Origin of the sequence: Aquamicrobium sp. (assembly GCF_023954335.1) — a bacterium.
GTDB lineage: Bacteria > Pseudomonadota > Alphaproteobacteria > Rhizobiales > Rhizobiaceae > Aerobium.
This window is the reverse complement of the sequence record NZ_JAMLIE010000001.1, coordinates 2,308,566-2,335,561: the sequence shown is the minus strand read 5'-3', so window position 1 is coordinate 2,335,561 and position 26,996 is coordinate 2,308,566. Positions and strand designations below refer to the sequence as shown.

The window sequence follows — 26,996 nt, the reverse complement described above, 5'->3', positions numbered from 1 at the left end:
GTCACATGGCCGTGACCGGGCAGGATCAGGCGTCCTTGCTCTCGCCGGCGTCCTCGCCGAGCGCCGGCTCGACCGGGGCCTCGGCCGCGGCGCCGACGTCGACGCCCAGCGCGCCCTGCTGGCGGGCGATGCCGTCGATGGCGGCGCGCGAGATAAGGTCGCAGTAGAGCTGGATGGCGCGGGCCGCGTCATCGTTGCCGGGGATCGGGAAATCGACGCGGTCGGGATCGCAGTTCGAATCGACGACGGCGACGACCGGGATGCCGAGGCGCTTGGCCTCCTGGATGGCGATCGCTTCCTTGTTGGTGTCGATGACGAACATCAGGTCCGGCGTCGAGCCCATGTCCTTGATGCCGCCGAGGGCCTTGTCGAGCTTCTCGCGCTCGCGCTCGAGGTTCAGGCGCTCCTTCTTGGTGAAGCCCTGGGCTTCGCCGGACAGCAGCTCGTCGAGCTTGCGCAGGCGCTGGATCGAGTTCGAGATCGTCTTCCAGTTGGTCAGCATGCCGCCGAGCCAGCGCGAATTGACGTAGTACTGGGCCGAGCGGCGCGCGGATTCGGCGACGATGTCGGACGCCTGGCGCTTGGTGCCGACGAAGAGCACGCGCCCGCCGCGGGCGACGGTGTCGGACACCTGCTTCAGCGCCTGGTGCAGCAGCGGCACGGTCTGCGACAGGTCGATGATATGGATGTTGTTGCGCGCGCCGAAGATGTAGGGCGCCATCTTCGGGTTCCAGCGGTGGGTCTGGTGGCCGAAGTGAACACCAGCCTCAAGAAGCTGGCGCATGCTGAAATCAGGCGTAGCCATTCGTTTCTTCCTTTCCGGTTAGCCTCCACGGGCCATCGACGGTTCGGGCGCTTGCCCTGCCGCCACCGGAGGTCCGGCCCGGATTTCTCCCGGACGCAGACCCTAAGCCCGTGTGTGGAATGAGCGCGTATATAGAGGGTATGGCCGCAAAACGCAACCGTGCACCCACGCGCGGCGAAAAAGCCTACTGCGTGCAGTTGTCCGGCGCGTCGAAGGTGGCGAGGTCGACCAGCGTGCCGGTCATGGAGAAGGTGCCGTAGTCCATGACGAGGTCGCGCGTCATGCCGTTCTCGTAGAGCTTGAAGCTGATGCGGTAGGTCGGCAGCTCCTCGCCGTCGGCGCCGTCGCCGGCGAGGTCGAAATAGGCCATGTCGACCGGCCAGAAGGCCGCGCCGGCGAGGTCGCCCATCGCCTTCAGCTCGGGGTCGGACGCATTCGCCTTCGCCGGCTTGCCGATGATGACGGTGGTGGTCATCACCTTGTCGGCGTCCTCCGAGCCGTCGAACAGCGAGGCTTCGTAGAAGGTCTCGCCGCTCTTCGCCCGCGAGAGCAGATCCTTCAGGTGCCGGGTGGGAAACTGCGCCGCCTCCAGCGTCACGTCCTGCTTCTCGGGCTTCTCGAGCGAGACGAGCGTCTCGTCGCTGTCGAGGCGGGCCGAGCCGCGCAATTCGGTCTCCAGCGCCTCGTCGACGAAGGAGCGGGTGACGAAGTTGAAGCTCGCCCCCTCCCCGTCCTCATAGGTCGTGGTCTGCTGGTCGGTCAGGCGCGAGGTGTCTTCGGTGTCGATGCGGGTGACGAAGCGGAACGTCACCGTATAGCCGTCGCAGGGCGAGCCGGCGAACTCGTAGACCATGCGCCCCGACAGGCCGGTGATGCCCGAACGGTCGGAGGCGCTGTCGAGCGCGAGGTCGTAGACGGCGCGGTGCGGGACCAGCGTCACCGCGCCCGCCTCGGCCGCGGTGGCGGCGAAGGGCGAGGCCAGCGAGGCGGCGAAAACGAGATTGGTAGCAAGCGCGGCGCGCATCTTCATCGGGTCTCCATGCGGCAAACCGCATTCACTCTTTGGCCAGGGACCTGGCCGGGCACACTCTTGGCCAAGGGTCTGGCCGGGCACTATTCGCCGGGGGCGCTATTCACCACGACGAGCATTCGTGGCAGAAGCATGGCGTAGCCGCGCGGCCTCTTCCCGCGCGCATCAGCATAAGGAATAGACCATGGCCGACACAATCAAAAATCGCCTCGCCGCGCTCGGCGTCACGCTGCCCGCCGCTCCCGCGCCCGCTGCCAACTACGTTCCCTTCGCGCAGTCGGGCAAGCTGATCCTGACATCGGGCCAGCTCCCCCTCGATCAGGGCAAGCTCGTCGCGACCGGACTGCTCGGCCGCGAGCTCGACGTGGCGGCCGGCAAGGAAGCGGCGAAATACTGCGCCATCAACGTGCTGGCCCAGCTCCAGGCGGCGACGGGCGACCTCGAAAAGATCGCGCGGCTGGTCAAGATCACGGTTTTCGTCGCCTCGACGCCGGATTTCACCGAGCAGCACCTCGTCGCCAACGGCGCGTCCGACTTCCTCGTCGAGGTGCTGGGCGAAGCGGGCAAGCATGCGCGCGCGGCCGTCGGCACCGCCTCGCTGCCGCTCAACGCGCCGGTTGAGGTCGAAGCCATCTCCGAGCTCGCCTGACATCATGGGCGACCTGTCCTGGCTGACCCGGCGGCCGATCGCCCATCGGGGCTATCACGACCTGAACCGCACGCGCTGGGAGAACACGCTGTCGGCCTTCGACGCGGCGATCGAGCACGACTACGCCATCGAATGCGACGTCCATCTCTCGGCCGACGGCGTGCCGGTCGTGTTCCACGATTCAGTGCTCAACCGGCTCGCGGGGCGCGACGGCTTCGTCCACGAGATGACGGCGGCCGAGCTCACCCAACTGCGGATCGGCGGCACGGAAGACCGCATCCCCACCCTCGCCGAGATGCTGGCGCGGGTGCGCGGGCGCGTGCCGCTGGTCATCGAGCTGAAGGGCGTCGAAGGCGAGGATGCCCAAAGCAATGAAGGGGGTCTCGTTGCCGCGGTGGCGAAAACGCTTGCAGGCTATGATGGCAAGGCCGCGATCATGTCGTTCGACCACTGGCTGGTCCGCCGCTTCGCCGTAGATGCGCCCGGCATTCCGGCCGGGCTGACGGCGGAGAAGATCACGCAGCAGGCGCTGGAGGCGCATTTCTCGATGCTGGCGCACCCGATCTCCTTCGTCTCGTTCAGCGTCGCCGACCTGCCCAACCCGTTCGTCGCCTTCGTGCGCGAGAAGCTGGCCATGCCGGTCATCACCTGGACCGTGCGCAACGAGCATGCAAAGGCGGCGACCTTCGCCCATGCCGACCAGATGACCTTCGAGGGCTTCGAGGCGTGAGCCGCTTGCAGCGCCCAGGCCGCGACCTATCTGCAAGGCCATGACGACGCGCCGCGATGACAACATGACGGAGAAGGACGGGGATTTCGTCCTTCGGGTCGCGCAGGGCATGGCGGCGTTCTCTCCCGAGGAGTGGGCAGCGCTCGACGGCGCTTCGCGCATCGATCCGGCCGGTTCGGGTGCTGAGTCCGGCAGTCCGTACAACCCGTTCGTTTCGCACGATTTTCTTGCGATCCTCGAGGAAAGCGGCTGCGCGGACACCCGCACCGGCTGGCAGCCCCTGCACCTTCGGCTCGAAACGGCGGGAGGCGTTCTCGTCGGCGCCGCGCCCTGCTACGCCAAGAGCCACAGCCAAGGAGAATACGTCTTCGACCATGGCTGGGCCGACGCCTTCGAGCGCGCGGGCGGGCGCTACTATCCCAAGCTTCAGGTCTCGGTGCCGTTCACCCCGGCGACCGGCCCGCGCCTCCTCGTGCGACGCGGCATGGACGGCACAGCAGTACGGGCGGCACTGGCGCAGGGGCTGAAGGCGCTGGCCGGGCAGACGGGGGCGTCGTCGGTTCACGTCACCTTCGCCGAAGCGGCGGACATCGCGGCACTGGAACAAGCGGAGTTCCTTCGCCGCACCGACACCCAGTTCCATTTCCTCAACGAGGGTTATCGGAGCTACGACGATTTCCTCGCCACCCTCGCATCGCGCAAGCGCAAGGCACTGAAGCGCGAGCGGCGCGAGGCGCTGGCGCCGGGCATCGAGATCGACTGGTTGACCGGCAGCGACCTGACCGAGGCGGTGTGGGACGATTTCTTCGCCTTCTATATGGACACGGGCAGCCGCAAATGGGGCCGGCCCTATCTCAACCGGGCGTTCTTCTCGGCTGTCGGCGAGAAGATGGCGCGCGACATCGTTCTCGTCATGGCGCGGCGCGGGCGGCGCTACGTCGCCGGCGCGATCAACTTCATCGGCTCGGACACGCTCTACGGCCGCAACTGGGGTTGCATCGAGGACCATCCGTTCCTGCATTTCGAGGTCTGCTACCATCAGGCCATCGACTTCGCCATCGCGCACGGGCTGAAGGTGGTGGAGGCCGGCGCACAGGGCGAGCACAAGCTGGCGCGCGGCTACCGGCCCGTCACCACCCGCTCCGCCCACTACATCGCCCATCCGGGCCTGCGCCGCGCTGTCGCCGACTATCTCGAGCGCGAGCGGCGCGAGGTTGAGGCGGTGGGCGAGTATCTCGAGGAGCACGGGCCGTTCAAGAAGGAAGGGAGTAGTGAGTAGGGAATAGTGAGTAGTGAACGGGAGGCGGGCAACGGCGTAGACCTTCCCCCTCCTATTCGCTACTCACTACTCACTATTCCCTACTCACTCGGAGTTCCCATGACCGCGTCCGCCTATGACCCCGACAACATCTTCGCCAGGATCCTGCGCGGCGAGCTGCCGGCGCACAAGCTCTACGAGGACGACGACACCTTCGCCTTCATGGACATCATGCCGCGCGGCGACGGGCATTGCCTCGTCATCCCGAAGAAGCCGTCGCGCAACATCCTCGACGTCGATACGCAAAGCCTTGACGCGGTGATGGCGACGACGCAGAAGCTCGCCCGCGCGGTGATGAAGGCGTTCGCGGCCGACGGCGTCACGGTCCAGCAGTTCAACGAGCAGGCCGGCGGACAGGTGGTGTTCCACCTGCATTTCCACGTCATCCCGCGCTTCGAGGGGGTCGCCCTCAAGCCGCATACCGGGCAGATGGAAGATCAGGGCGTGCTTGCCGCCAACGCGCAGAAGATCAGGGACGCGCTCGCGGCGTCCTGACGCCTATCCGAAGCCGACGGCGTAGAGGCCGGCCAAGAGGACGGCCTCGCCGATCAGGATGCCGAGAAGGACGTTCCTGCGCAGGGCGAGATAGCCGGCGAAGCCGATGGCGATCGAGGCGACGCGCATCCACAGCGGCGCCTCGGCCAGCGCGCCGGACGGGAACACGACGAGATTGCCGATGACGGCGGCGACCAGCGCCGTCGCCAGCGCGCGCACGGCGACCAGCGCCTCCGAATCCTCGCCGATGCGCCCGCCGAAATAGACCCCGAGGAAGCGGAAGCCGTCCGTCGTCAGCCATCCGCCGAAGAGGATGAAGACGTAAGGCCACCACCAGGCGTTGATCGCGGAGAACGTCATGGCCGCGCCTCGCCGCCCCTGCCGCGCCGGCGCTTGCCGAGGCGGTGGAGAAGATAGGCCGCCCCGCCGCCGACGAAGCCGGCGCAGAGCAGGTCGAAGCCCGGCGTCAACACGTGGAAGACCGGCCCGAGGACGATGCCGAAGACCATGGCGAAGTGGCTGGCACTCTCGCGCGCCGAGCCCCACAGCGAGGTCAGGAAATAGAGCGGCGTCAGCATCAGCAGCGCGGCCGAGAGAATCGGCGGCAGGCTTGCCGCCAACAGGTAGACGACGACCACCACGACCATATTGACGATGACGAGGGCGCTGCCGAGGCCGCAATACCACGCCGTGCGCACCGGGCGCGGAACCTCGCGGATATGCTCCATCGCCAGCACCCACGAGGTGACGGCGACGAAATGCGACAGGAAGTAGAGGGTGATCGGCCGCGTCTTCTCCGTGCGCAGCTCGGGCACGATGGAGACCACCATCGGCGTCAGCCGCACCGACGACAGCGCCACGGCGAAAGCGGCGGCAGGCAGGCTTGCGCCGGTCATGATGCCGCCGAGGAGAACCACCTTCGCCGGCAGGGCCCAGACGATTCCGGTCATGAACACGGTGTACGCCAGGGAGATTCCCGCTTCGCGCGCCAGGCCGGCGAAGCCGACGAAGGCGCTCATCAGGATCAGCAGCGGAACGGAAAAAGACGCCCACACGCCGCGGAGAAACCAGTGGCGGTAGTCGGAGAATGCCGGCTCGATCTGGAACTGTGGTTCGGCCATCGCAGCGGAGAAAGGGATGCGCGGCGAACCGCCCGGAGTGGATGCCGCCACGCGCGGCGGCCTTCAGGGGCCTGCCGCGCGTGGCGGGACAGTTGGGTTACTTGCGCGGAAGCTGCGGCACGGAGCTGCGCTTGGGCGGGCCGCGCTCGGCCTTCGCTTTCGGCTCGGCCTTCGGCTTCGCCTTCGCCGCCGGCTTCTTCGCCGGCTTGGCGCGTACAGCCTTAGGCTCCGGCTCTTCCTTCTTCGGCTTCACCGGCACCTCGTCGGCGATGGCGTCGAGCTTCAGCACCTCGTCGCCCGCCTCGTCGGTGGCCACGCCGACGCGGACCGTGCCGCCCTTCTTCAGCTTGCCGAACAGCACCTCGTCGGCCAGCGGCTTCTTGATGTGTTCCTGGATGACGCGGGCGAGCGGACGCGCGCCCATGCGCTCGTCATAGCCCTTGTCGGCCAGCCAGGCGACCGCCTCCGGCGACAGCTCGAAGGTGACGCGGCGCTCGGCGAGCTGCGCCTCGAGCTGGAGCACGAACTTCTGCACCACCTGATGGATGACCGGAACCGGCAGCGAGCCGAAGGGGATGATGGCGTCGAGGCGGTTGCGGAACTCCGGCGTGAACAGCCGGTTGATCGCCTCGATATCGTCGCCCTCGCGCTTCGACGAGCCGAAGCCGATCGCCGCCCTTTGCAGGTCGGACGCGCCCGCATTGGTCGTCATGATCAGGATGACGTTGCGGAAGTCGATCGACTTGCCGTTGTGGTCGGTCAGCTTGCCGTGGTCCATGACCTGCAACAGGATGTTGAACAGGTCCGGATGCGCCTTCTCGACCTCGTCGAGCAGCAGCACGCAATGCGGGTGCTGGTCGACGCCGTCGGTGAGCAGGCCGCCCTGGTCGAAGCCGACATAGCCGGGCGGCGCGCCGATCAGCCGCGAGACGGTGTGGCGCTCCATGTATTCCGACATGTCGAAACGCAGGAGCTCGACCCCGAGCGAGGCGGCGAGCTGCTTGGCGACCTCGGTCTTGCCGACGCCGGTCGGGCCGGAGAACAGGTAGGAGCCGATGGGCTTCTCCGGTTCCCTCAAGCCCGCCCGCGCGAGCTTGATCGAGGCGGCGAGCGCCGAGATCGCCGTGTCCTGGCCGTAGACGACGCGCTTCAGCTCGGCTTCGAGATTGGCCAGCACCTTCTCGTCGTCGGCCGAGACCGTCTTCGGCGGGATGCGGGCCATGGTGGCGATGGTCGCCTCGATCTCGCGGATGCCGATGGTCTTCCTGCGCTTGCCCTCGGGCAGCAGCATCTGCGAGGCGCCGGTCTCGTCGATGACGTCGATGGCCTTGTCGGGCAGCTTGCGGTCGTTGATGTAGCGCGCCGAAAGCTCCACCGCCGCCTTGATCGCCTCGTTGGTGTACTTGACCTTGTGGAAGTCCTCGAAATAGGGCTTCAGCCCCTTCATGATGGCGATGGTGTCCGGCACGGACGGCTCGTTGACGTCGATCTTCTGGAAGCGGCGCACCAGCGCCCTGTCCTTCTCGAAGAACTGGCGGAACTCCTTGTAGGTGGTGGAGCCGATGCAGCGGATCGCGCCCGACGACAGCGCCGGCTTCAAGAGGTTCGAGGCGTCCATCGCCCCGCCCGAGGTCGCCCCCGCGCCGATGACGGTGTGAATCTCGTCGATGAACAGCACCGCGCCGGGGAACTCCTCGAGCTCCTTGACGACCTGCTTCAGCCGCTCCTCGAAATCGCCGCGATAGCGGGTGCCGGCGAGCAGCGTACCCATGTCGAGCGCGAAGATGGTGGCGTCGAGCAGCACCTCGGGCACGTCGCCCTCGACGATGCGCTTGGCCAGCCCTTCGGCGATGGCGGTCTTGCCGACGCCGGGGTCGCCGACATAGAGCGGGTTGTTCTTGGAGCGGCGGCACAGAACCTGAATCGTCCGGTTGATCTCGCTGTCGCGGCCGATCAGCGGGTCGATCTTGCCGGCGCGCGCCTTGGCGTTCAGGTCGACGCAATAGGCGGTGAGCGCGTCCTGCTGCTTCTTGCGGCCGTCCTCGCCCTCGCCGCCGCCCTGCTGGCCCTGGCTCTCCTCCTCGGCGCCGCGCGGGGCGCGGGATTCGGAAGCGCCTGGCCGCTTGGCGATGCCGTGGCTGATGTAGTTGACCGCGTCGTAGCGGGTCATCTGCTGCTCTTGAAGGAAATAGGCGGCGTGGCTCTCGCGCTCGGCGAAGATGGCGACGAGCACGTTGGCGCCCGAGACCTCCTCTCGGCCGGACGACTGGACATGGATCACCGCGCGCTGGATGACTCGCTGGAAGCCGGCCGTGGGCTTGGAATCCTCGTCGTAGCCGGTGACGAGGTTGTCGAGCTCGGTGTCGATATAGGTCAGGACCGTCTGCTTCAGCTCGTCGAGATTGACGTTGCAGGCGCGCATGACGGCGGCGGCGTCGGCGTCGTCGAGCAACGCCAGAAGCAGGTGCTCCAGCGTCGCATATTCGTGGTGGCGCTCGTTGGCGAAGGTGAGCGCCTGATGAAGCGCCCGCTCGAGGCCTTGGGAGAATGCCGGCATTCAGAACCTCATTTCTTTTCCATCACGCATTGTAGCGGATGCTGGTGCTGTCGGGCGAAATCCATCACCTGGGCCACCTTGGTCTCGGCGACCTCGTATGTATAGACCCCGCATTCCCCCACTCCGTGGTTGTGGACGTGCAGCATGATGCGCGTCGCGGCCTCGCGGTCCTTCTGGAAGAAACGCTCCAGGACGTGAACCACGAACTCCATCGGCGTGTAGTCGTCGTTGAGGATCAGGACACGATAGAGCGACGGCTTCTTGGTCTTGGGCTGCGTGCGGGTAATGACCGCCGTCCCGCGGCCAGTCCCGTCGCCGCGTTCATCGTCGCCCTGCATCCTTGCCGCAAAGTTCGGCATGGTTTGCCTGCCGGTCTTCACATCGTCTTCCTTCACACCTTGCGCAGGGTGCGACATGTAGGCACTCCCGCACGAATTGTAAGCCCTTCTTTCCCGCTGACAATATGGCGGACCGGCGTGAGCCGGTGAATTTGTCGGCCATCGCCCTCCCCGGCAGGGCGCGGGACAGCAAAAACCCGGCCGCGCGACGGGGCGGGCCGGGTTGAAGCCGGGCCTTGAAGGCCCGAAACGGCGAATCGCGGAAGCGGCCGTTACTTCGCCTTGGCGACGACGGACTCGAAAGGCTTGTAGGCTTCCTTGGCGATCTCGGCGTAGAGCTCGCTGACGCGGGTCGACTGCGCGACGAAGCTCTCATAGGCCTGACGGGCATAGTCGGTCTGGATCTCGACCGCCTTCTCCAGCGAGCGGGCGCCGGTCAGCTTCTCGAGCGCGGCGGCGCCGTCCTCGAACGTCTTGCGCGAGTACTCGGCGGCCTCGGCGGCGAGCGCCTGGGCGCTCTTCGACATCGCGGCGAAATTCTTCAGGCCGGCGTCGAGGAATTCCTTGCCGGCCTTGCCGGCGTCTTCAAACGACTGAACCATGACGGGTTCCTTTCATAGGGTGGAGGCGCATTCCATATGCGTTGCACCCTATTTATGTTGCACTGCACAATTTGTCAAGAACCGCGATTCCCAACCTCCGCCACGCGCTCCCCCGAACGATGTCCGGTTCTTAATTTGAAGTTGACCGAAATGGTGAACGGGCCGGTTACCATAAACGGATTGGTAACGGCCCGGCCGTTATCGTCAGGTCTCAGGGTGCGGACAGGGCGCTCCGGATTTCTTCGGGTAACAAACGGGCGTAGCAGGTATGGTTTCGAGTAAAGCGTCGGCGAGCTTTCTTTCGCGGATCGCCGGGTATGCCGGCCTTCTCATTGTCGCATTGGGTGTCGCCCTCGGCGGCACGACGGATCGGGCCTCAGCCAATCAGCGTTATGCGGCTTACGTGCTCGACGCCAACACCGGCCAGGTGCTGTTCGCGCGCAACGCGGACGCAAGGCGCTATCCGGCCTCGCTGACCAAGATGATGACGATCTACATGATCTTCGAGGCGATCGAGGCCGGCCGCATCACCGAAAAGACGCAGGTGCCGTTCTCGCGGAACGCCTCGGCGGAACCGCCGACCAAGCTCGGCGTCAAGGCAGGCGGCTCGATCACCGTGGAGACCGCCATCCGCGCGCTCGTCACCCGCTCCGCCAACGACGTCGCCACCGCCGTCGCCGAGCTTCTCGGCGGGTCCGAAGCCAAGTTCGCGCAGATGATGACGGCCAAGGCCCGGCAGCTCGGCATGAACTCGACGCAGTTCCGCAACGCGCACGGGCTGCCCAACACCCAGCAATACACGTCCGCCCGCGACATGGCGATCCTCGGCGTCGCGCTGCGCGAGCACTTCCCGCGCCGCTACGACTATTTCTCCACGCGTTCCTTCGCCTACGGCAAGCAGCGCATCTCCACCCACAACCGCCTGCTCGGCCGGGTGAAGGGCGTTGACGGCATCAAGACCGGCTATACGCGCGCCTCGGGCTTCAACCTCGTCACCTCGGTGCAGAGCGACGGCCGCTCGGTCGTGGCCGTCGTCATGGGCGGCCAGTCCGGCCGTTCGCGCGATGACCACATGGCGGCGCTGATCCGCGACCACCTGCCGCGCGCCTCGCGCAAGGACAGCGGCCCGCTGGTGGCCTCGCGCAAGCTGACGCCGGGCACCGCCGCCGTCGCGGCCGCTGCCGTCGCCCTTCCGCGCACCAACATCCCGATGCCGGCCTTCCGCCCGACCGGCGAGACCGTCGAGGTCGCGGCCGCCGTGACGGCCTATGCGGCGACGCCGCGCAATACCGCGCCGATGCCGACGACGGCCGCTCCCGTGCCGTCCGCGCCGGTTCCGACCCCGGTGGCGGCCACCGACGACCGCTTCGCCAACGCCATCGACCCGATGCAGACGGCCTCGACCGCGCCGACCAGCGGCTGGGCGGTGCAGATCGCCTCGTCGCCGTCGCAGTCCGAGGCGTTCGCCGCCCTCGTGCGCACCGGCAAGGAAGCTTCCGGCGTCCTCGGCGCGGCCAACGCCTTCATCGAGGAATTCGAGAACAAGGGCACGGTCTACTACCGCGCGCGCTTCGGCGGCTTCGCCTCGAAGAACCAGGCGTGGAACGCTTGCAACGCGCTCAAGAAGCAGAAGATCGATTGTTTCGCGGCGCAGCTCTAGCGCCGCCCCGTGTACCCGCGTCGAAGGGGGAGTTTACCTGTGACCATCCAGCAGAATTTCCTTGGCCTCGTTGATCCGCGCCGCAAGGAACGAGGAACCGCCGAGATCGGGGTGCAGGCGCTGCATCAGGCGGCGATGCGCCTTGCGGATATCCGCCGCGGAAGCGCCCGCTTCAAGACCAAGGATCTCGTAGGCCTCCTGCTTGGTCATGGCGCCCGAAGCTGGCGCGCCAGCCTGCCGCCCGCCCGTATCCGCCTTCGCGTGCTCGCGCCAGACGGGAAAACGGCTGTCAAGATAGGTTTCGAGTAGCTGGACGCTCTCGGCGTCGCTGGCCAGCTCCCGTCCGAGATCGAGCAGATCCTCCAGCCCCAGATCGGCGATCCGCGCGCCTTCGTGCCGGCCGGTCAGGACATGCCCTTCGAGCATGCCGCTGTCGTGGTCGAGCTCCATTTCGAGCGCCGCGGTGCGCACCCGCGAACGCCGGCCGGGCGTCGGGCGCGTGGAACGGCGCCGGCGCGCATTCATGTACCAGGCGAAAGCGCCAGAGAGCAGCATTCCGCCCGCAGCGGCACGGCCGGCGAGCAACAGGACGACGCCGACGATGCCGGCCGCGACCGGCCCCGCGGTGCGCAGGCCCGACGCCAGCCGCGCCGCGTCGAGGCGCACGAAGGCGGCAGCGAAAAGCCCGACGACCAGGGCGCCGGCGACGACGTAGAACAGCACCGTCATCCGCGCCCGCCCGCCTTCTTCAGGTGCTCGATCATCAGCCGGTCCTCGGGCCGGCCCCTCGCCTCCAGCGCCTTCAGCCCGCCCGAGGCGAACACGGCGACGGCCGAGAGCAGCTTCGACAGCGTGCCTGCCGCGTCGCGGTCGAAGCGGAACCATGCGCCCTTGGAGAGCTTCGCAATCTCGCGGAACGCGGTCTCGGCGGCCGGGTCGTGCCCTTCCTGGAAGGCGAAGACCGGCACGCCGTGCAGGCCGAGCCGGCCCGCCTTGGCCGCCAGATCGTCGACCTCCTCCTCCATCGCGTCGCCGATATAGACGAGTGCGTTGACCTTCTGCTGGCCGGTCTCCTTCAGCGCATGGGCCAGCACCTTGCTTATCTGCGTATGGCCGCCGCGGCAGTCGATCCGCGTCATCAGGTCCTTGAGCGAACTGGTGTCGCGCACGAAGCGCGAGGCCCGGCACTCGCCGAAGCCGCGAAAATAGACGAGTTGCACCGAAAGCCCGCCGGCCTTGCCGACCGCGTCGAACATCTCGCCCTGGAGCCGGCAGGCTAGGTCCCAGGTCGGCTGGCGACTCATGGTGGCGTCGAGCGCGAGGATCAGCCTGCCTTCGCCTTCGCCCGCCGGAGTGGCGAGCGCCCTCGCCTGCCGCACGAAGGCGTCAATGGCCGCGCTGTCGGACCGCTTGACGGCCGGTTGCGTGTCGGAGGCGCTGCGCTGCGGAATCCTGTCCTTGCCCATGCCTGCAAGATGTGGCTGCCGGGGCCCGCTTGCAAGCCCCCGACCCGGTCACAAGCCGGTCACAAGGCTGCGCTTACAGAAGGCCGAGCTCGGTCAGCTCGCGCCGCAGGGCGAGCGGCAGTTCCTCGCCTGTCCCGGCGCCCGCAAGATCGGCCGGCGTATCCTTGGGATCGAGGTAGCGCCAGCCCTGGAACGGGCGGCGCGGCTGCCACTCGGTGCGCACCACGACGGGATCGAGCATCAGCCGGCAGCGGCCGATGCCCTCGGCGTCGGTGAACGGCCTGATCTCTGTCAGACGCTGGCGGCATTGCACCCCGCCCTTGATGATCCAGTAGAGCGAGCCGCCGTCGACGAGATCGTCGACGCGCTTCGGCACCATGCGCGTGGTGTGGAACTGCTCGACCGGCTGGCCGGCCCGGCGCTTTTCTTCCAGCTTAAGCGCGATCCAGTCCTCGAGGTCCTCGACGCTGTCGCAGCCGACGCAGAGTTTTATCAGGTGGAGAGGCATGGGGTCAGTCTAGAGCGAATAGCGAATAGGGAGTAGCGAATAGGGGAAATTATCCACCTGTTACTCACTACTCGCTATTCGCTACTCCCTCATCGCTCCTTCCTCAACATTCGACGACGTTCACCGCCAACCCGCCGAGGCTCGTTTCCTTGTAGCGCTCGTTCATGTCCATGCCGGTCTGGCGCATGGTCTCGATGGCGGCGTCGAGCGGCACGAAATGGGTACCGTCGCCCTTGATCGCCAGCGAGGCGGCCGTCACCGCCTTGACCGCGCCGAGCGCGTTGCGCTCGATGCACGGCACCTGCACCAGCCCGCCGACGGGGTCGCAGGTCATGCCGAGATGGTGCTCCAGCGCGATCTCGGCCGCGTTCTCGACCTGCTCGGGCGTGCCGCCCATCACGGCGCACAGGCCCGCGGCGGCCATGGCCGAGGCCGAGCCGACCTCGCCCTGGCAGCCGACCTCGGCCCCCGAGATCGAGGCATTGTGTTTGATGATCCCGCCCACTGCCGCGGCCGTCAGCAGGAAATCGCGGATCGACGCCGGATCGGCCTCGACATGGAAATGCAGCCAGTAGCGCAGCACCGCCGGCACGACGCCGGCCGCGCCGTTGGTGGGCGCGGTCACCACGCGCCCGCCGGCGGCGTTCTCCTCGTTGACGGCCATGGCGTAGACCGAGAGCCAGTCGTTGGCCAGCAGCGGGTTCGGCATGTTGCGGGTCGAGTCCTCCAGCAGCCTGTCGTGCAGACGGGCGGCGCGGCGCTTCACCTTGAGCCCGCCCGGCATGATGCCCTCTCGCGCGATGCCGCGCTCGATGCAGCCGCGCATCGCCTCCCAGATGCGGTCGAGGCCGGCGTCGAGCTCCTCGCGCGGCATGTGGGCCTCCTCGTTGGCGCGCTTCATCGCGGCGACGGAAAGGCCGCTCCGCGCCGCCATCGCCAGCATCTCCTTCGCGCTCCTGAACGGATAGGGCACGCCCTTGTCGCCGCTGCCGCGCACCGGCCCCTCGGCCTTGAGACGCTGCAACTCCTCCTCCGACACCACGAAGCCGCCGCCGATGGAGAAGTAGATGCGCCGCAGCAGCATCCGCCCCTGCTTGTCCCAGGCGCAGAACGCCATGCCGTTGGCGTGGCCCGGCAGCGGCGTCTTCCTGTCGAGGACGAGATCGGCCGCCGGATCGAAGCGGTAGAAGGGATGGCCGGGCGGCGAGACGCGCTTTTCGCGGGCCACCTCCTCCAGCACGGCCTCCACCGTGTCGGGGTCGACGGTCAGCGGCGTCAGGCCGGTCAGGCCGAGGACCACCGCCCGGTCGGTGCCGTGGCCGACACCGGTATAGGCGAGCGAGCCATGCAGGCTGGCGGTCAGCCGATGGACCTTCGCGCCCGCCGGACGCGGCCAGTCGCCCCCCGCGATCTCGTCGAGGAAGCGCACCGCCGCGGTCATCGGCCCCATCGTGTGCGAGGAGGAAGGGCCGATACCGATCTTGAACAGCTCGAACACGGAAAGGAACATCGCGATCTCCGAAACGACGCCCGATGTTTCGCGCCTTTCCCGGCGTTTCGCAACAGGCAGGCCGACACGCGATGCGCGGCCGGCGACATTTCACGGGAAAACAGACCCCGAAACGCAAAGACGCGGCCCGAGGCCGCGTCCTTGAAAAAAGATCCTTCAGTCTGGTGGGGCTGTCAGCCGCCGGCGACGACCGTCGCGACTTCCGCGCCTCCGAAAAGCCAAGCCAGCATCATGATGCCGGCGAAACCGATTACTGCCTTGGCGGTCACGCCCCAGCAGGATTTCTGAACGCTTTCGTCCATTTTTTCCCTGTCTTCAGTTTCCGTCCCGATCCCGACTGCGGTTCGAGAGGGCTGCTAGATAGACCTTTCCCCCTCTCTTCGCAATGCACAAAAAGGCGGAACCGTGGCAGCGGCGGCGAGGTCAAACCGTTTAAAGATGCAATTCGATGTAAAATCAAACGATTAGACACGCCGTCTCGTGTTGACGGATTTTAAACCTGCGTGGCGAAATCGTGGCCGTTCAATCGGGCAGGATCCGGTCGATCCGGCCGGTGGCGCGATAGGCGACGAGGCCGATCCACTCGCGAATCGCCAGCGCGAGGTTGCGCAGCGAATCCATGGCGTTGTCCTGCGCCAGGCCGAAGGTCTCGGTGCCGGCGGTCTGGTAGTCGGCCGGCCACGGCACGACGTCGAAGCCGGCCTTGCGGAACAGGCCGACCGAGCGCGGCATGTGGAAGGCCGACGTCACCAGCAGCCACGTCTCGCCGGGCTGCGGCTCGACCAGTTCGCGGGTGAAGCGGGCGTTCTCCTGCGTGTTGCGCGCACGGGTCTCGAGGACGAGGCGCCCGGGCGCGACGCCGAGCGCCGTCAGGAGCTTCGGCGCGGTGTCGCCGTCGCCCTCGCCGGCCAGCAGCAGCGCGCCGGTGCCGCCGGTGACGACGACGCGCGCTCGCGGGTAGCGGCGGGCGAGGACCGCGGCCTCGACGAAGCGGTCGCCGGAGGCGTTCATCTCGTAGCCGCCGCGGGCGAGGTTGACCCCGCCCTCGAAGCCGCCGCCGAGCACGATGATGCCGGCGACCTCGCGCGGCGCGGGATCGGGCCGGGCGAAACGGTCCTCGAGCGGATGGAGGAGCACCGCCCCGAGGCTCGACCACGCGCCGAGCGCCAGGATGAGGAAGCCGGCGAAGGACAGCGCGATCCCCGACCACCGGAAGCGCAGCAGGGCCAGGACGATCCCGGCGAACACGAGGATGCCGATCAGGTTTATCGGCTGGACGACGATCCAGAACAGCTTGGAGAAATAGAAGAACACCGGCGCGTCAATCCTCGCTACGGGCCTCGCTACGGACCTCGCTGCCGGGCGCGTCGAACGGCAGCGCCCGGCGGATGGCGGCGAGCGAGGCTTCCGCCTCCTCGCGCGTCATGCCGACGCCGAAGCTGCGCACGCTGCCGCCCGCCCGGTACTCGATCGAGCGCAACGGTATGGCGTTGGCGGCAGGATCGCCCTTCAGGTTGAGGCGGAAATCGCCGACCTCGGCGAGCGGGTGGATGCGCTTGCGCCGGAACGGGCCGAAACCCGAGGAATGGACCAGCATGCCCTCGGTGATGAACAGCCGCTCGGAGCCGAACAGGTTCCACAGCAGGACCCTGGCGGCGAAAAGGCCGCCCAGCGTCCAGAACGAGGCCCAGACGAGCAGGAACAGCGAGCCGAAGATATTGCCGCCGCGCAGGATCTGCGACAGTGCGAAATACTCGCCGAACGCCCAGCCGGTGAGCCACAGCATGAGGAAGAGGACGAGGACGATGTTGCGGCGCGCCGGGTTGTAGATGCCGAGGCCGTCGAGCGTCTCGCGGATGGTGATCCGGTTCTCGGAGGTCTCGACCGTCCGGGCCTGATGGTCCCTTACCTGCGGCACCCGCGCCATGAACAGCCTCTCCACCTCGAATCTGCGGCGAGGATAGCAGGATCGCGCGGCGGAAGGCGAGAAGGCGCGGCCGCGCCTACCACCATTTCCGCGGCGTGAAACGGCCGGCGGCGCGCTCGACGGCATGGGCGGCGGAGAACAGCGTCTCCTCGTCGAACGGCCGGCCGATCAGCTGGAGGCCGAGCGGCAGCCCCTGCCCGTCGAGCCCGGCCGGAACCGCGATGCCCGGCAGGCCGGCCATGTTGACGGTGACCGTGAAGACGTCGTTGAGATACATCTTGACCGGGTCGGAAGCGAGCTCCTGGTCGGCGATGCCGAAGGCGGCGGACGGTGTCGCCGGGGTCAGGATGGCGTCGACGCCGGCGTGGAAGGCATCCTCGAAATCGCGCTTGATCAGGGTGCGCACCTTCTGCGCCCTGACGTAATAGGCGTCGTAATAGCCGGCCGACAGCACATAGGTGCCGATCATGATGCGGCGCTTGACCTCCTGCCCGAAGCCTTTGGCACGCGTGTTCTCGTACATCTCGACGATGTCGCGGCCCGGCACGCGCAGACCGTAGCGCACGCCGTCGTAGCGGGCGAGATTCGAGGAGGCTTCGGCCGGCGCGACGATGTAGTAGGTCGGCAGCGCATATTTCGTATGCGGCAGCGAGATGTCGACGATCTCGGCGCCCGCGTCCTTCAGCCAGGCGATGCCCTGCTGCCACAGCGCCTCGATCTCCTGCGGCATGCCCTCGACGCGATACTCCTTCGGGATGCCGATCTTCACGCCCTTGAGCGAGCGGCCGAGCGCGGCCTCGTAGTCCGGCACCGGGCGGTCGACGGAGGTGGTGTCCTTCGGATCGACCGAGGCCATCGACTTCAGCAGGATCGCGGCGTCGCGCACGTCGCGGGCGATCGGCCCGGCCTGGTCGAGCGACGAGGCGAAGGCGACGATGCCCCAGCGCGAGCAGCGGCCGTAGGTCGGCTTGATGCCGACGGTGCCGGTGAACGCGGCCGGCTGGCGGATCGAGCCGCCGGTGTCGGTCGCGGTCGCGCCGGCGCACAGGCGCGCGGCGACGGCCGCCGCCGAGCCGCCGGACGAGCCGCCGGGCACGAGGTCGCGGTTCGAGCCCTCGGCGCGCCACGGATTCTTGACCGGACCGTAGTACGAGGTCTCGTTGGACGAGCCCATGGCGAACTCGTCCATGTTGAGCTTGCCGAGCATGACCGCGCCGTCGGCCCACAGATTGGCGGTGACAGTCGATTCGTAGCGCGGCTCGAAGCCGTCGAGGATGTGGCTGGCAGCCTGGGTGTGGACGCCCTCGGTCGCGAACAGGTCCTTGATGCCGAGCGGGATGCCTTCCAGCGCGCCGCTTTCGCCCTTGGCAAGCCGTCCGTCCGACGCCTTCGCCATCGCGCGCGCCTTGTCGTGGGTGACGGTGACATAGGCGTTGAAGGTCGGGTTGAAGGCGTCGATGACTGACAAATAAGAGTCCGTCAGCTCAAGGGCCGAAAAGTCCTTGGCCGTCAGCCCGTCGCGCGCTTCGGCAATCGTCAGTGTCGTCAGGTCGGTCATTAGGAAAGCTTCTTTTCGTAAAATCGCGAATAGCCGGAATCGGGATAGTCGAGCACCGCGCCGCACATCGTAAAGCCGCCGCGCTCGTAGACGCGCCACGCCGGCTCGAAACCGGGCGCTTCGCCGGTCTCCAGCACGATGTGGCCAAGCCCCTTCTCGCGGGCGAGCTCCTCGATGCGCTCAAGGAGCTGCGAGCCGACGCGCCGGCCGCGCGTCTCGGGCAGGGTGTACATGCGCTTGACCTCGCCGAGCCCGTCGCCGTGCTCCTTGAGCGCGCCCATGCCGACCGCACGGCCGGAGGCATCGCGCGCGACGAACAGCGTCACCGAAGGCTCGGTCATCTGCTCGACCGTAAGCTGAAACTGGAACTCACGCGGCGTGAGCGGCATCATGTAGGCGTTCAACTCGCCCACGAGCCGGCGTATGTCGTCCTGCAGCGGCGTCTCGACCGCGATCTCCACGGTCACCGCCTACTCCACCACCTTGGGAACGAGGAAGAAATTCTCCTCGGTCGCCGGGGCGTTGGCGACGATGTCGGCCGCCTTGCCGCCGTCGGTGACGGCATCCTGCCGCTTGCGCATCTCCATCGGCATGACCGAGGTCATCGGCTCGACGCCGTCGACGTCGACCTCGGAAAGCTGCTCGACGAAGCCGAGGATGACGTTCAATTCGCCGGTCATGCGGCCGGCTTCCTCCTCGGTCACGGCAATGCGGGCAAGCCGCGCCACGCGCTTCACGGTGTCGAGATCGACGGACATTCTTCGCTCCGGCGAATGGATGGGAAACAACTCACCGGGCTATAGCGGCGCTGCCCCACGAGCGCAACAGGCCGGGCGCAACAGGGAAAGAACCGTCAAGGCGCGAACGGCTCGCCGATCTTCGGCACCAGCACCTTCGTCTTCGAGCCTTCCATGCCCTCGACGAACTTGTCCGCGTTCTGGTCGAGCAGGCCGAAGGTGGCATAGTGCGCCGGGATCACGGTCTCGAAGTTGAAGAACCGCCGGCAGGCGAGCGCGGCCACCGCGCCGCCCATGGTGAAGCGGTCGCCGACCGGCACGATGCCGACCTTCGGCGCATGCAACTCCTCGATGAGCGCCATGTCGGAGAAGATGTCGGTGTCGCCCATATGATAGAGCGATTGGCCGTCGGCGAAATGCAGCACCAGCCCGAGCGGGTTGCCGAGATAGACGTTCGCCCCGCCATCCTGCCCGAAGGACGAGGAATGCAGCGCCTGGACGAAGGTGACGGTGAAGCCGCCGCAATCGACGGTGCCGCCGGTGTTGCCGGGATTGATCCGCTCGCCGCTCGCCCCCTGCCCGACGAGATACATGCACAGCTCGAAATTGGCGACGAGCTGCGCGCCGGTCTTCTTCAGGATGGCGACGGCATCGCCGATATGGTCGCTGTGGCCATGGGTGAGCAGGACATGGGTGACGCCTTCGGCCGCTTCCTCCCAGCCCTTGCCCCATGACGGGTTGCCGCTCAGGAACGGGTCGATGAGGATTCGCGCCTCGCCCGCCTCGACGGCGAAGGCGGAATGGCCGTACCAGGTCAGCTTCATCGCAGGGTCTCCTTCACATGCTCGCTTTCGGCTCTGCGGCAGGATAGAAGCGGGAAGCGAAGAGGCAAAGGGGCGAAGCGAAAAATGCCGGTGATCGACATTGCCGAATTGCCGGCCGTCCTCCCGCCGGGGGCGACGCTCGCGGGGATCGACCTCGGCACCAGGACCATCGGCCTTGCCATGTCGGATGCCGGCCTCTCCTTCGCCCATCCGCGCCCGGTGATCGCGCGCAAAAAATTCACGCTCGACGCGCAGGCGCTCCTCGCCGCGCTCGACAAGGAGAAGGCGGCCGCGATCGTCGTCGGCCTGCCGGTCAACATGGACGGCTCCGAAGGGCCGCGCGTCCAGGCGACACGGGCCTTCGTGCGCAACATGGAGCGGCTGACCGACCTGCCCTTCGTCTACTGGGACGAGCGGCTGTCGACCGTCGCGGCAGAGCGGGCGCTGATTTCCATGGACGTGTCGCGGGCGAAACGCGGCGAGCGCATCGATTCGGCGGCGGCCGCCTTCATTCTGCAGGGGGCGCTCGACCGGCTTGCGGCTCTGGCGCGCTGACGCGCGAGGCGTTCCACCATGCCGCGATCTCGCGCCGCTTGCGGAAGCCGTAGATCGAGAAGATCAGCGCCGTGTCGATGACGCAGGCGCGCATGACCATCGGGCCGATGGTCGCCGGGTCGATGCCGATGATGTTGCCGTAGAAGCCGAAGGCGTAGTCGTGCACCGCGCGCGAGAGAACGAGGAAGCCGAAATTCATGTCGTGGTACGACAGATAGTACCAGCCCCAGAACAGCCCCATCGGCACGGCCCAGAAGATCAGGATGTAACGCATGGCGCGGCCTCTCGAGAGCGGAACGCCGCGCCGATGACGCGACCGGCCGACACTGAACCCGTCGCATGCGAGCGGCAACGGAAACCATTTGTTAAGGTTAACGGCCGGGCCCGAACCGGGGAAAACCCCGGTGCGCCGCATTGGCGGCGCCGGCGGCGGAGCGTTTCAGCCGAGTTCGGGATAGAGCGTTTCGAGGATGGTGCGCGAATCGTGGCGCGCGTCGAGCATGCCGTAGCTGGTGCGCCACTGGCCGGCGAGGCGCGTCTCGACGAAGGCGTCGGCGATGCGCCCTGCCCCCAGCCGGCGCAGCTCGGCGGCGGCGGCCGACAGCGCCAGCTGCTCGGTGAGGATGCGGGCTGAGCCCTCGTCCGAGGCCGCGACCTGGAGCGCGGCGCGCAGCACGCCGAGCACGCCCTTGCCGGCCGCGCCGAGGTCGCGGCCGATTCCCGCGAGCACTTCCTCGAAGAGCTGCGACGCGCGGGCGAGCACCCTCAGCACATCCAGCGCCATGACGTTGCCCGAGCCTTCCCAGATGGCGTTGACCGGCGCCTCGCGATAGGCGCGCGCCAGCGGCCCCTCCTCGATATAGCCGTTGCCGCCGAGGCACTCCATCGCCTCGTAGACCAGCGGCGGCGTGATCTTGCACACCCAGTACTTGACCACCGGGGTCATGGTGCGGGCGAACGCCGCCTCGCCGGCATTGCGCGCGGCCTCGTCGAACGAGCGGGCGAGCCGCATGGAAAGCGCGGTCGCGGCGGCGACGTCGAGCGCCATGTCGGCCAGCACGCGCTGCATCAGCGGCTGGTCGGCGAGCTCCGTGCCGAACGCCTTGCGGTGGCGGGTGTGGTGGACGGCCTCGGCGAGCGCGGCGCGCATGATGCCGGCGCTGGCCAGCGCGCAGTCGAGCCGCGTCAGCGTCACCATGTCCATGATGGTGCGGACGCCCTTGCCCGGCTCGCCGACCATCTCGGCCAGCGCGCCGTCGAACTCGACCTCCGAGGAGGCGTTGGAGCGGTTGCCGAGCTTGTCCTTCAGGCGCTGGAGCTCGAGGCCGTTGTGGCTGCCGTCATCGCGCAGGCGCGGCACGAGGAAGCAGGAAAGCCCGGCCTCGGCCTGCGCCAGCATCAGGAAGGCATCCGACATCGGCGCGGACATGAACCATTTGTGGCCGGTGAGGCTGTGGAAGCGGCCGCCGGCGGGCACGGCGCGCGAGGTGTTGGCGCGCACGTCGGTGCCGCCCTGCTTCTCGGTCATGCCCATGCCGAAGGTCAGGCCCGCCTTCTGGGCCATCGGCTTCTGCGACTGGTCGTACTTGCGGGTCAGCACCCGCGGGGCGAGATCGCGGAAGAGCTGCGGGCTCGCCATCAGCGCCGCCAGCGAGGCGCTGGTCATGGTGATGGGACACAGATGCCCGCATTCGAGCTGCGCGGTGAGGAAGAAGCGCGCCGCGCGCACCTGGTGCCGACGCCCCGCCTCCTCGCGCGCGTCCTCCCAGATCGAGGAGTGCAGCCCGAGCGCGATCGAGCGGCGCATCAGCGCGTGATAGGCCGGGTGGAACTCGACGACATCGATGCGGCGGCCCTGCCGGTCGTGGGTCCTCAGCTTCGGCGTCTCGACGTTGGCGAGCCGCGCCATCTCCTGCGCCTCGGACGAGCGGACATAGCGGCCGACCTGCTCGAGATCGCGGCGCACGGGCTCCGGCCAGCCCTCGGCCAGCTGCACCAGCAGCGGGTCGGCGCGCCAGGCGCTCGATCCCGACAGGGGCGGGCTTTGGTTCAATACCTGATGCGTCACGTCTGAAGCCTCCGTCAGGCCGGTCGATTCGGGAGCTTGCGCCCAGTTACAGGCAAATGAGGCCGCAGTGCGAGGAAATTCACCGCTGGAAATCGCCGGCATTGCCCGAAAGCGGCTTGCCGGTCGGCCCATGCATGCCTATAGCACGGCTTTACCATGACAGCGCGCGTGCCCTTCCCGCTCTACCCCCACCGACACCTCCTCGGCATCAACGGCCTTTCGCCGCTCGACATCGAGCTCCTGCTCGACCGGGCGGACGCGGCCGTCGGCCTGTCGCGCCAGAAGGAGAAGAAATCCTCCTCCTTGCGCGGCCGCACCCAGATCAACCTGTTCTACGAAGCCTCGACCCGCACGCAATCCTCGTTCGAGCTGGCGGGCAAGCGGCTCGGCGCCGACGTGATGAACATGGCGGTCGCCTCGTCCTCGGTGAAGAAGGGCGAGACGCTGATCGACACGGCGATGACGCTGAACGCCATGCGCCCCGACATCCTCGTCATCCGCCATTCCTCGGCCGGCGCGGCCGCGCTGCTGGCGCAGAAGGTCGGCTGCTCGGTGGTCAATGCCGGCGACGGCGCGCACGAGCACCCGACGCAGGCGCTGCTCGACGCGCTGACGATCCGCCGCGCCCGCGGGGCAATCGCCGGACTGACGGTGGCGATCTGCGGCGACGTCTCGCATTCGCGCGTCGCGCGCTCCAACATCATCCTGCTCAACGCGCTCGGCGCGCGGGTGCGCGTGGTCGCGCCATCGACGCTGCTGCCCTCCGGCATCGGCCCGCAGATGGGCGTCGAGGTCTTCAACCGCATGGAGGACGGGCTCAAGGGCGCCGACGTCGTCATGATGCTGCGCCTGCAGCGCGAGCGCATGGCCGGGGCCTTCGTGCCCTCTGTGCGCGAATATTTCCGCTACTGGGGCCTCGACGCGGAAAAGCTGAAGGCGGCGAAGGAGGATGCGCTCGTCATGCATCCCGGCCCGATGAACCGCGGCGTCGAGATCGCCTCGGCGATCGCCGACGGCCCGCAGAGCGTCATCCAGGAGCAGGTGGAGATGGGGGTGGCCGTGCGCATGGCCGTGATGGAGGCGCTGCTCGACCCGCGCCGCGACGGCGCGGAAGGAGACGCGGCATGAGCGTCACCGTCTTCCAGAACGCCCGCATCGTCGATCCCTCGCGCGATCTCGACGAGACCGGCACCGTCATCGTCGAGGGCGGGACGATCCGCGCCGCCGGCGCGTCAGTGCGCAATCAGGGCATTCCCGAGGGCGCGAACATTATCGACTGCGCCGGCCGGGCGATCCTGCCGGGGCTGGTCGACGCGCGCGTCCATGTCGGCGAGCCCGGCGCGGAGCATCGCGAGACCATCGCCTCGGCCAGCGAAGCGGCTGCGGCCGGCGGCGTCACCTCGATCATCACCATGCCGGACACCGACCCGGTGATTGACGACGTGGCGCTGGTCGAGTTCGTGCTGCGCACGGCGCGCGACACGGCGCTCGTCAACATCTTCCCGGCGGCGGCGATCACCAAAGGCCTCGAAGGCCGGGAGATGACCGAGTTCGGCCTCTTGCGCGAGGCCGGCGCGGTCGCCTTCACCGAGGGGCGGCACACCATCGCCTCCAGCCTCGTCATGCGCCGCGCGCTGACCTATGCCCGCGACTTCGGCGCGGTGATCGACCACGAGACGCAGGACCCGGACCTCGCCTCCTCCGGCGTGATGAACGAGGGGCTTTACGCGAGCTGGCTCGGCCTGCCGGGCATCCCGCGCGAGGCCGAGGCGATCCCGCTCGAACGCGACCTGATGCTGGCGCGGCTGACCAAGGGCCGCTACCACGCCGCCAAGATCTCGGCCGCGATGTCGGCCGCGGCCATTGCCCGCGCCAAGGCGGACGGCGCCAACGTCACCGCCGGCGCGGCCATCGCCAGCCTGACGCTCAACGAGAACGATGTCGGCGAATACCGCACCTTCTTCCGCCTGTCGCCGCCGCTGCGCGGCGAGGACGACCGGCAGGCGATGGTCGAGGCGCTGCGCGACGGCACCATCGACATCCTCGTCTCCTCGCACGACCCGCAGGACGTCGACACCAAGCGCCTGCCCTTCGCCGACGCCGCTTCCGGCGCCATCGGGCTGGAGACGCTGCTTTCGGCCGCGCTTCGCCTCCATCACAATGGCGAGGTGCCGCTGATGCGGCTCGTCGATGCGCTGTCGACCGCGCCGGCGCGGCTCTACGGCCTGCCGGGCGGCACGCTCGCGCCCGGAGCGGCGGCCGACATGATCGTGGTCGATCTCGACCATCCCTGGGTGGTGCGCGAGGAGGACATTCGCTCGCGCTCCAAGAACACCTGCTTCGAGGGCGCGCGCCTGCAAGGCAAGGTCTTGCAAACGCTCGTCGCCGGCCGCACAGTCTACAGGCTGGAAGCCTAAGAGCATTTTGCAGTCAAGTGGAATCACTTGACGTCGCATAAATGCGGCTGAAACAAACGGATAGAGCGGCAGCCCGGATTTATCCGGGCGTCCGCCGCTCTAAGGGCCGGCTCGCGGGAGGGGAAAGCCGCATGACGACGACCATTCTGATCGCGCTCGCCTTCGGCTATCTCCTCGGCTCGGTGCCGTTCGGCCTGCTCCTGACCCGCGCCGCCGGCCTCGGCGACGTGCGCAAGATCGGCTCCGGCAATATCGGCGCGACCAACGTGCTGCGCACCGGCAACAAGGGGCTGGCGGCGGCGACGCTGCTGCTCGATGCGCTGAAGGGCGCGCTCGCCGTCCTCGTCGCCCAGCGCTGGGGCGTCGAGGCGGGCATCGCCGCCGGTTTCGCCGCGTTCCTCGGCCATCTCTTCCCGGTCTGGCTCGGCTTCAGGGGCGGCAAGGGCGTCGCCACCTATCTCGGCGTGCTCGCCGCCTTCGCCTGGCAGGCGGCGCTGGTCTTCGCCGCCGTCTGGCTCGCGGTCGCCATCCTCACGCGCTACTCGTCGCTCTCGGCGCTCGTCGCGGCGGTCGCCTCGCCGCTGGCGCTCCATTTCCTCGGCCTGCCCCTCCATGCGGCGGCGCTGGCCGTGATGAGCATCATCGTCGTCGTCAAGCATCACGCGAACATTTCCCGTCTTCTCGCTGGCACGGAATCGAAAATCGGCCGGAAGGGGTGACGGCGATGGCGCCCGCCGGCCCGACGCTCAATGACCGCCAGCGACTGAACTGGCTTCGCCTGATCCGCACCGAGAATGTCGGCCCCGCCTCGTTTCGCGGCCTGATCAACCGGTTCGGCTCGGCCGAGGCGGCGCTTGCCGTCTTGCCCGAGCTGGCGCTCGCCGGCGGGGCGCGCAGGCGCTCGCGCATCCCCTCCGAGGCGGAAGCGGAACAGGAGATGGAGACGGCCCGCCGCTTCGGCGCGCGCTTCGCCGCCATCGGCGAGCCGGACTACCCGCCGATGCTCCGGTGCATGGAGCTGCCGCCGCCGCTGATCGCGGTCAAGGGCGACGCCGCGCTGTTCCAGCCGCCGGCGGCGGCCATCGTCGGCGCGCGCAACGCGTCGGCCGCCGGCACGCGCATGGCGCGGATGCTGGCCGCCGGGCTCGGCAGGGCCGGCTTCGTCGTCGTCTCCGGCCTCGCGCGCGGCATCGACGCGGCGGCGCACGAGGCGAGCCTCGCCACCGGCACCGTCGCCGTGCTCGCCGGCGGCCTCGACCGCCCCTACCCGCCCGAGAACGTCGCGCTCACCGAGCGGATCGCGGCCGAGGGCGTGCTGATCTCGGAAATGCCCTTCGGTCACGTTCCGCGCGCCCGCGACTTCCCGCGCCGCAACCGGCTGGTGGCGGGCCTCGGCCTCGGCCTCGTCGTCGTGGAAGCGGCGCAGCGGTCCGGCTCGCTGATCTCGGCGCGGCTGGCCGGCGAGATGGGACGCCTCGTCTTCGCCGTGCCCGGCTCGCCGCTCGACCCGCGCGCGGCCGGCACCAACGGCCTGATCAAGGACGGCGCGACGCTGGTGACGCAGGCGCAGGACGTGGTCGAGGCGCTGACGCCGCTGTCGGGCGCGTGGGACGGCGCAACCCGATTCCCGCCGATGCTGCCCATCGAGGAAACGGAGGACTTCGCTTCCGTGCCGCCTCCAGCAGAGGGCGAGCGCGCCATCGTGCTGGAGGCGCTCGGCCCCACGCCGGTGCATTGCGACGAACTCCTGCGCCACACGGGCCTTCACCCGGCGCAGCTCGCGACGGTGCTACTGGAACTTGATCTTGCCGGGCGTCTGGAACGACACGCCGGAGGCGCGGTCTCGCTTCTCTTCCCCGACCCGTAGCGGCCGCTCGCCACGGACAATGTCGCTGACCTCGACATAGGCCATCTCGATCAGGTAGGCCAGCATGTCGCAGCGCTCGGCCTCGGCCATGGTGCGAAGCTGTCCAAGCATGGACTGCATGTAATCCAGCGTTTCGGTGCGTCTCCGGTTGGGCTCTTGTCGCATGCGCCTTCCTCCGTCGCTCACATGTCGATTGCATAAAACCGAACAAGCAACTTATGCGTGAATTAGAGCCTAGTGAATTTATCTATAAT

Annotated in this window: 31 protein-coding genes; 10 read left to right on the top strand and 21 right to left on the bottom strand. The window is 68.0% G+C overall.

Annotated features, from left to right (window positions below):
- Window positions 1-25 precede the first annotated feature (25 nt).
- Window positions 26-805: a 30S ribosomal protein S2 gene (gene rpsB / locus M9945_RS11560; RefSeq protein WP_367944607.1), complete on the bottom strand. Its 780-nt coding sequence runs from the start codon at window positions 803-805 to the stop codon at window positions 26-28.
- A gap of 184 nt (window positions 806-989) precedes the next feature.
- On the bottom strand, window positions 990-1,829 hold the full coding sequence (locus tag M9945_RS11555; RefSeq protein WP_367944823.1) for a cell envelope integrity EipB family protein: 840 nt from the start codon (window positions 1,827-1,829) through the stop codon (window positions 990-992).
- 190 nt (window positions 1,830-2,019) lie between these two features.
- On the opposite strand from M9945_RS11555, the gene M9945_RS11550 reads away from it, so the two are divergent.
- From M9945_RS11550 to M9945_RS11535, 4 genes are all read left to right on the top strand, one after another.
- Window positions 2,020-2,484 carry a RidA family protein gene (locus tag M9945_RS11550; protein ID WP_367944606.1) on the top strand — a complete coding sequence of 155 codons (465 nt, stop codon included), beginning with the start codon at window positions 2,020-2,022 and terminating at the stop codon, window positions 2,482-2,484.
- A gap of 4 nt (window positions 2,485-2,488) precedes the next feature.
- Window positions 2,489-3,214, top strand: coding sequence for a glycerophosphodiester phosphodiesterase (locus tag M9945_RS11545; protein WP_367930309.1), 726 nt, complete (start codon window positions 2,489-2,491; stop codon window positions 3,212-3,214).
- 64 nt (window positions 3,215-3,278) lie between these two features.
- Window positions 3,279-4,493 carry a GNAT family N-acetyltransferase gene (locus tag M9945_RS11540; protein ID WP_367944605.1) on the top strand — a complete coding sequence of 405 codons (1,215 nt, stop codon included), beginning with the start codon at window positions 3,279-3,281 and terminating at the stop codon, window positions 4,491-4,493.
- 99 nt (window positions 4,494-4,592) lie between these two features.
- The gene (locus tag M9945_RS11535) at window positions 4,593-5,027 is read left to right on the top strand and encodes an HIT family protein (RefSeq protein WP_367944604.1); all 435 of its coding nucleotides are present in this window, start codon (window positions 4,593-4,595) and stop codon (window positions 5,025-5,027) included.
- Window positions 5,028-5,030: 3 nt separating this feature from the next.
- Here M9945_RS11535 and M9945_RS11530 read toward each other — a convergent pair whose 3' ends face one another.
- The 5 genes from M9945_RS11530 to M9945_RS11510 form a co-directional block, all read right to left on the bottom strand.
- Window positions 5,031-5,387 (bottom strand): AzlD domain-containing protein, encoded by a 357-nt coding sequence (locus tag M9945_RS11530; protein ID WP_367944603.1) that lies wholly within the window; start codon window positions 5,385-5,387, stop codon window positions 5,031-5,033.
- Window positions 5,384-6,148 carry an AzlC family ABC transporter permease gene (locus M9945_RS11525; RefSeq protein ID WP_367944822.1) on the bottom strand — a complete coding sequence of 255 codons (765 nt, stop codon included), beginning with the start codon at window positions 6,146-6,148 and terminating at the stop codon, window positions 5,384-5,386. The genes M9945_RS11530 and M9945_RS11525 overlap by 4 nt, the downstream gene beginning before the upstream one ends.
- Before the next feature lie 97 nt (window positions 6,149-6,245).
- Window positions 6,246-8,705, bottom strand: a complete 2,460-nt coding sequence (clpA, locus tag M9945_RS11520) for an ATP-dependent Clp protease ATP-binding subunit ClpA (RefSeq protein WP_367944602.1) — start codon at window positions 8,703-8,705, stop codon at window positions 6,246-6,248.
- Between the two features lie 8 nt (window positions 8,706-8,713).
- On the bottom strand, window positions 8,714-9,043 hold the full coding sequence (gene clpS, locus M9945_RS11515) for an ATP-dependent Clp protease adapter ClpS (protein ID WP_367930325.1): 330 nt from the start codon (window positions 9,041-9,043) through the stop codon (window positions 8,714-8,716).
- A gap of 272 nt (window positions 9,044-9,315) precedes the next feature.
- Entirely contained in the window at window positions 9,316-9,645 is a 330-nt protein-coding gene (locus M9945_RS11510) for a phasin family protein (protein WP_367930304.1), read from the bottom strand.
- 268 nt (window positions 9,646-9,913) lie between these two features.
- On the opposite strand from M9945_RS11510, the gene M9945_RS11505 reads away from it, so the two are divergent.
- Window positions 9,914-11,305: a serine hydrolase gene (locus tag M9945_RS11505; RefSeq protein ID WP_367944601.1), complete on the top strand. Its 1,392-nt coding sequence runs from the start codon at window positions 9,914-9,916 to the stop codon at window positions 11,303-11,305.
- 33 nt (window positions 11,306-11,338) lie between these two features.
- On the opposite strand, the gene M9945_RS11500 is transcribed toward M9945_RS11505, so the two are convergent.
- The 11 genes from M9945_RS11500 to M9945_RS11450 form a co-directional block, all read right to left on the bottom strand.
- Entirely contained in the window at window positions 11,339-12,034 is a 696-nt protein-coding gene (locus tag M9945_RS11500; RefSeq protein WP_367944600.1) for a DnaJ domain-containing protein, read from the bottom strand.
- Window positions 12,031-12,771, bottom strand: coding sequence for a VWA domain-containing protein (locus tag M9945_RS11495; RefSeq protein WP_367944599.1), 741 nt, complete (start codon window positions 12,769-12,771; stop codon window positions 12,031-12,033). Before M9945_RS11495 ends, M9945_RS11500 begins: the two co-directional genes overlap by 4 nt.
- 73 nt (window positions 12,772-12,844) lie before the next feature.
- A complete protein-coding gene (locus M9945_RS11490) occupies window positions 12,845-13,279 on the bottom strand; it encodes a DUF1489 family protein (protein WP_367944598.1) in 435 nt (144 codons plus the stop codon).
- Between the two features lie 103 nt (window positions 13,280-13,382).
- On the bottom strand, window positions 13,383-14,789 hold the full coding sequence (locus tag M9945_RS11485; protein ID WP_367944597.1) for an L-serine ammonia-lyase: 1,407 nt from the start codon (window positions 14,787-14,789) through the stop codon (window positions 13,383-13,385).
- A gap of 173 nt (window positions 14,790-14,962) precedes the next feature.
- Entirely contained in the window at window positions 14,963-15,091 is a 129-nt protein-coding gene (locus tag M9945_RS11480; protein WP_367930298.1) for a hypothetical protein, read from the bottom strand.
- A 220-nt stretch (window positions 15,092-15,311) separates the two neighbouring features.
- Window positions 15,312-16,103 carry a YdcF family protein gene (locus M9945_RS11475; RefSeq protein WP_367944596.1) on the bottom strand — a complete coding sequence of 264 codons (792 nt, stop codon included), beginning with the start codon at window positions 16,101-16,103 and terminating at the stop codon, window positions 15,312-15,314.
- Between the two features lie 7 nt (window positions 16,104-16,110).
- The gene (locus M9945_RS11470; RefSeq protein ID WP_367944595.1) at window positions 16,111-16,731 is read right to left on the bottom strand and encodes a hypothetical protein; all 621 of its coding nucleotides are present in this window, start codon (window positions 16,729-16,731) and stop codon (window positions 16,111-16,113) included.
- Between the two features lie 61 nt (window positions 16,732-16,792).
- Window positions 16,793-18,274: an Asp-tRNA(Asn)/Glu-tRNA(Gln) amidotransferase subunit GatA gene (gene gatA, locus M9945_RS11465; RefSeq protein WP_367944594.1), complete on the bottom strand. Its 1,482-nt coding sequence runs from the start codon at window positions 18,272-18,274 to the stop codon at window positions 16,793-16,795.
- A complete protein-coding gene (locus M9945_RS11460) occupies window positions 18,274-18,741 on the bottom strand; it encodes a GNAT family N-acetyltransferase (protein ID WP_367944593.1) in 468 nt (155 codons plus the stop codon). Before M9945_RS11460 ends, gatA begins: the two co-directional genes overlap by 1 nt.
- A 3-nt stretch (window positions 18,742-18,744) precedes the next feature.
- Window positions 18,745-19,032 (bottom strand): Asp-tRNA(Asn)/Glu-tRNA(Gln) amidotransferase subunit GatC, encoded by a 288-nt coding sequence (gene gatC, locus M9945_RS11455; protein ID WP_367944592.1) that lies wholly within the window; start codon window positions 19,030-19,032, stop codon window positions 18,745-18,747.
- Window positions 19,033-19,127: 95 nt separating this feature from the next.
- On the bottom strand, window positions 19,128-19,835 hold the full coding sequence (locus M9945_RS11450) for a metal-dependent hydrolase (RefSeq protein WP_367944591.1): 708 nt from the start codon (window positions 19,833-19,835) through the stop codon (window positions 19,128-19,130).
- 84 nt (window positions 19,836-19,919) lie between these two features.
- Here M9945_RS11450 and ruvX point away from each other — a divergent pair, with 84 nt between their 5' ends.
- Window positions 19,920-20,390: a Holliday junction resolvase RuvX gene (ruvX, locus tag M9945_RS11445; protein ID WP_367944590.1), complete on the top strand. Its 471-nt coding sequence runs from the start codon at window positions 19,920-19,922 to the stop codon at window positions 20,388-20,390.
- On the opposite strand, the gene M9945_RS11440 is transcribed toward ruvX, so the two are convergent.
- Both M9945_RS11440 and M9945_RS11435 read right to left on the bottom strand, forming a co-directional pair.
- Complete coding sequence (locus M9945_RS11440; RefSeq protein WP_367930290.1) at window positions 20,344-20,664, bottom strand: DUF6105 family protein; 321 nt, start codon at window positions 20,662-20,664, stop codon at window positions 20,344-20,346. The two genes, ruvX and M9945_RS11440, sit on opposite strands and share 47 nt — an antisense overlap.
- Before the next feature lie 165 nt (window positions 20,665-20,829).
- On the bottom strand, window positions 20,830-22,458 hold the full coding sequence (locus M9945_RS11435) for an acyl-CoA dehydrogenase family protein (protein ID WP_367944589.1): 1,629 nt from the start codon (window positions 22,456-22,458) through the stop codon (window positions 20,830-20,832).
- A gap of 156 nt (window positions 22,459-22,614) precedes the next feature.
- On the opposite strand from M9945_RS11435, the gene M9945_RS11430 reads away from it, so the two are divergent.
- From M9945_RS11430 to dprA, 4 genes are all read left to right on the top strand, one after another.
- Window positions 22,615-23,586, top strand: coding sequence for an aspartate carbamoyltransferase catalytic subunit (locus M9945_RS11430; protein WP_367944588.1), 972 nt, complete (start codon window positions 22,615-22,617; stop codon window positions 23,584-23,586).
- Entirely contained in the window at window positions 23,583-24,875 is a 1,293-nt protein-coding gene (locus M9945_RS11425) for a dihydroorotase (RefSeq protein WP_367944587.1), read from the top strand. Before M9945_RS11430 ends, M9945_RS11425 begins: the two co-directional genes overlap by 4 nt.
- Window positions 24,876-25,006: 131 nt before the next feature.
- Window positions 25,007-25,594, top strand: coding sequence for a glycerol-3-phosphate 1-O-acyltransferase PlsY (gene plsY, locus M9945_RS11420; RefSeq protein ID WP_367944586.1), 588 nt, complete (start codon window positions 25,007-25,009; stop codon window positions 25,592-25,594).
- Window positions 25,595-25,599: 5 nt separating this feature from the next.
- A complete protein-coding gene (dprA, locus tag M9945_RS11415) occupies window positions 25,600-26,742 on the top strand; it encodes a DNA-processing protein DprA (RefSeq protein ID WP_367944585.1) in 1,143 nt (380 codons plus the stop codon).
- On the opposite strand, the gene M9945_RS11410 is transcribed toward dprA, so the two are convergent.
- Window positions 26,665-26,907, bottom strand: coding sequence for a hypothetical protein (locus M9945_RS11410; RefSeq protein ID WP_367944584.1), 243 nt, complete (start codon window positions 26,905-26,907; stop codon window positions 26,665-26,667). The genes dprA and M9945_RS11410 overlap by 78 nt on opposite strands.
- Between the last annotated feature and the right edge of the window lie 89 nt (window positions 26,908-26,996).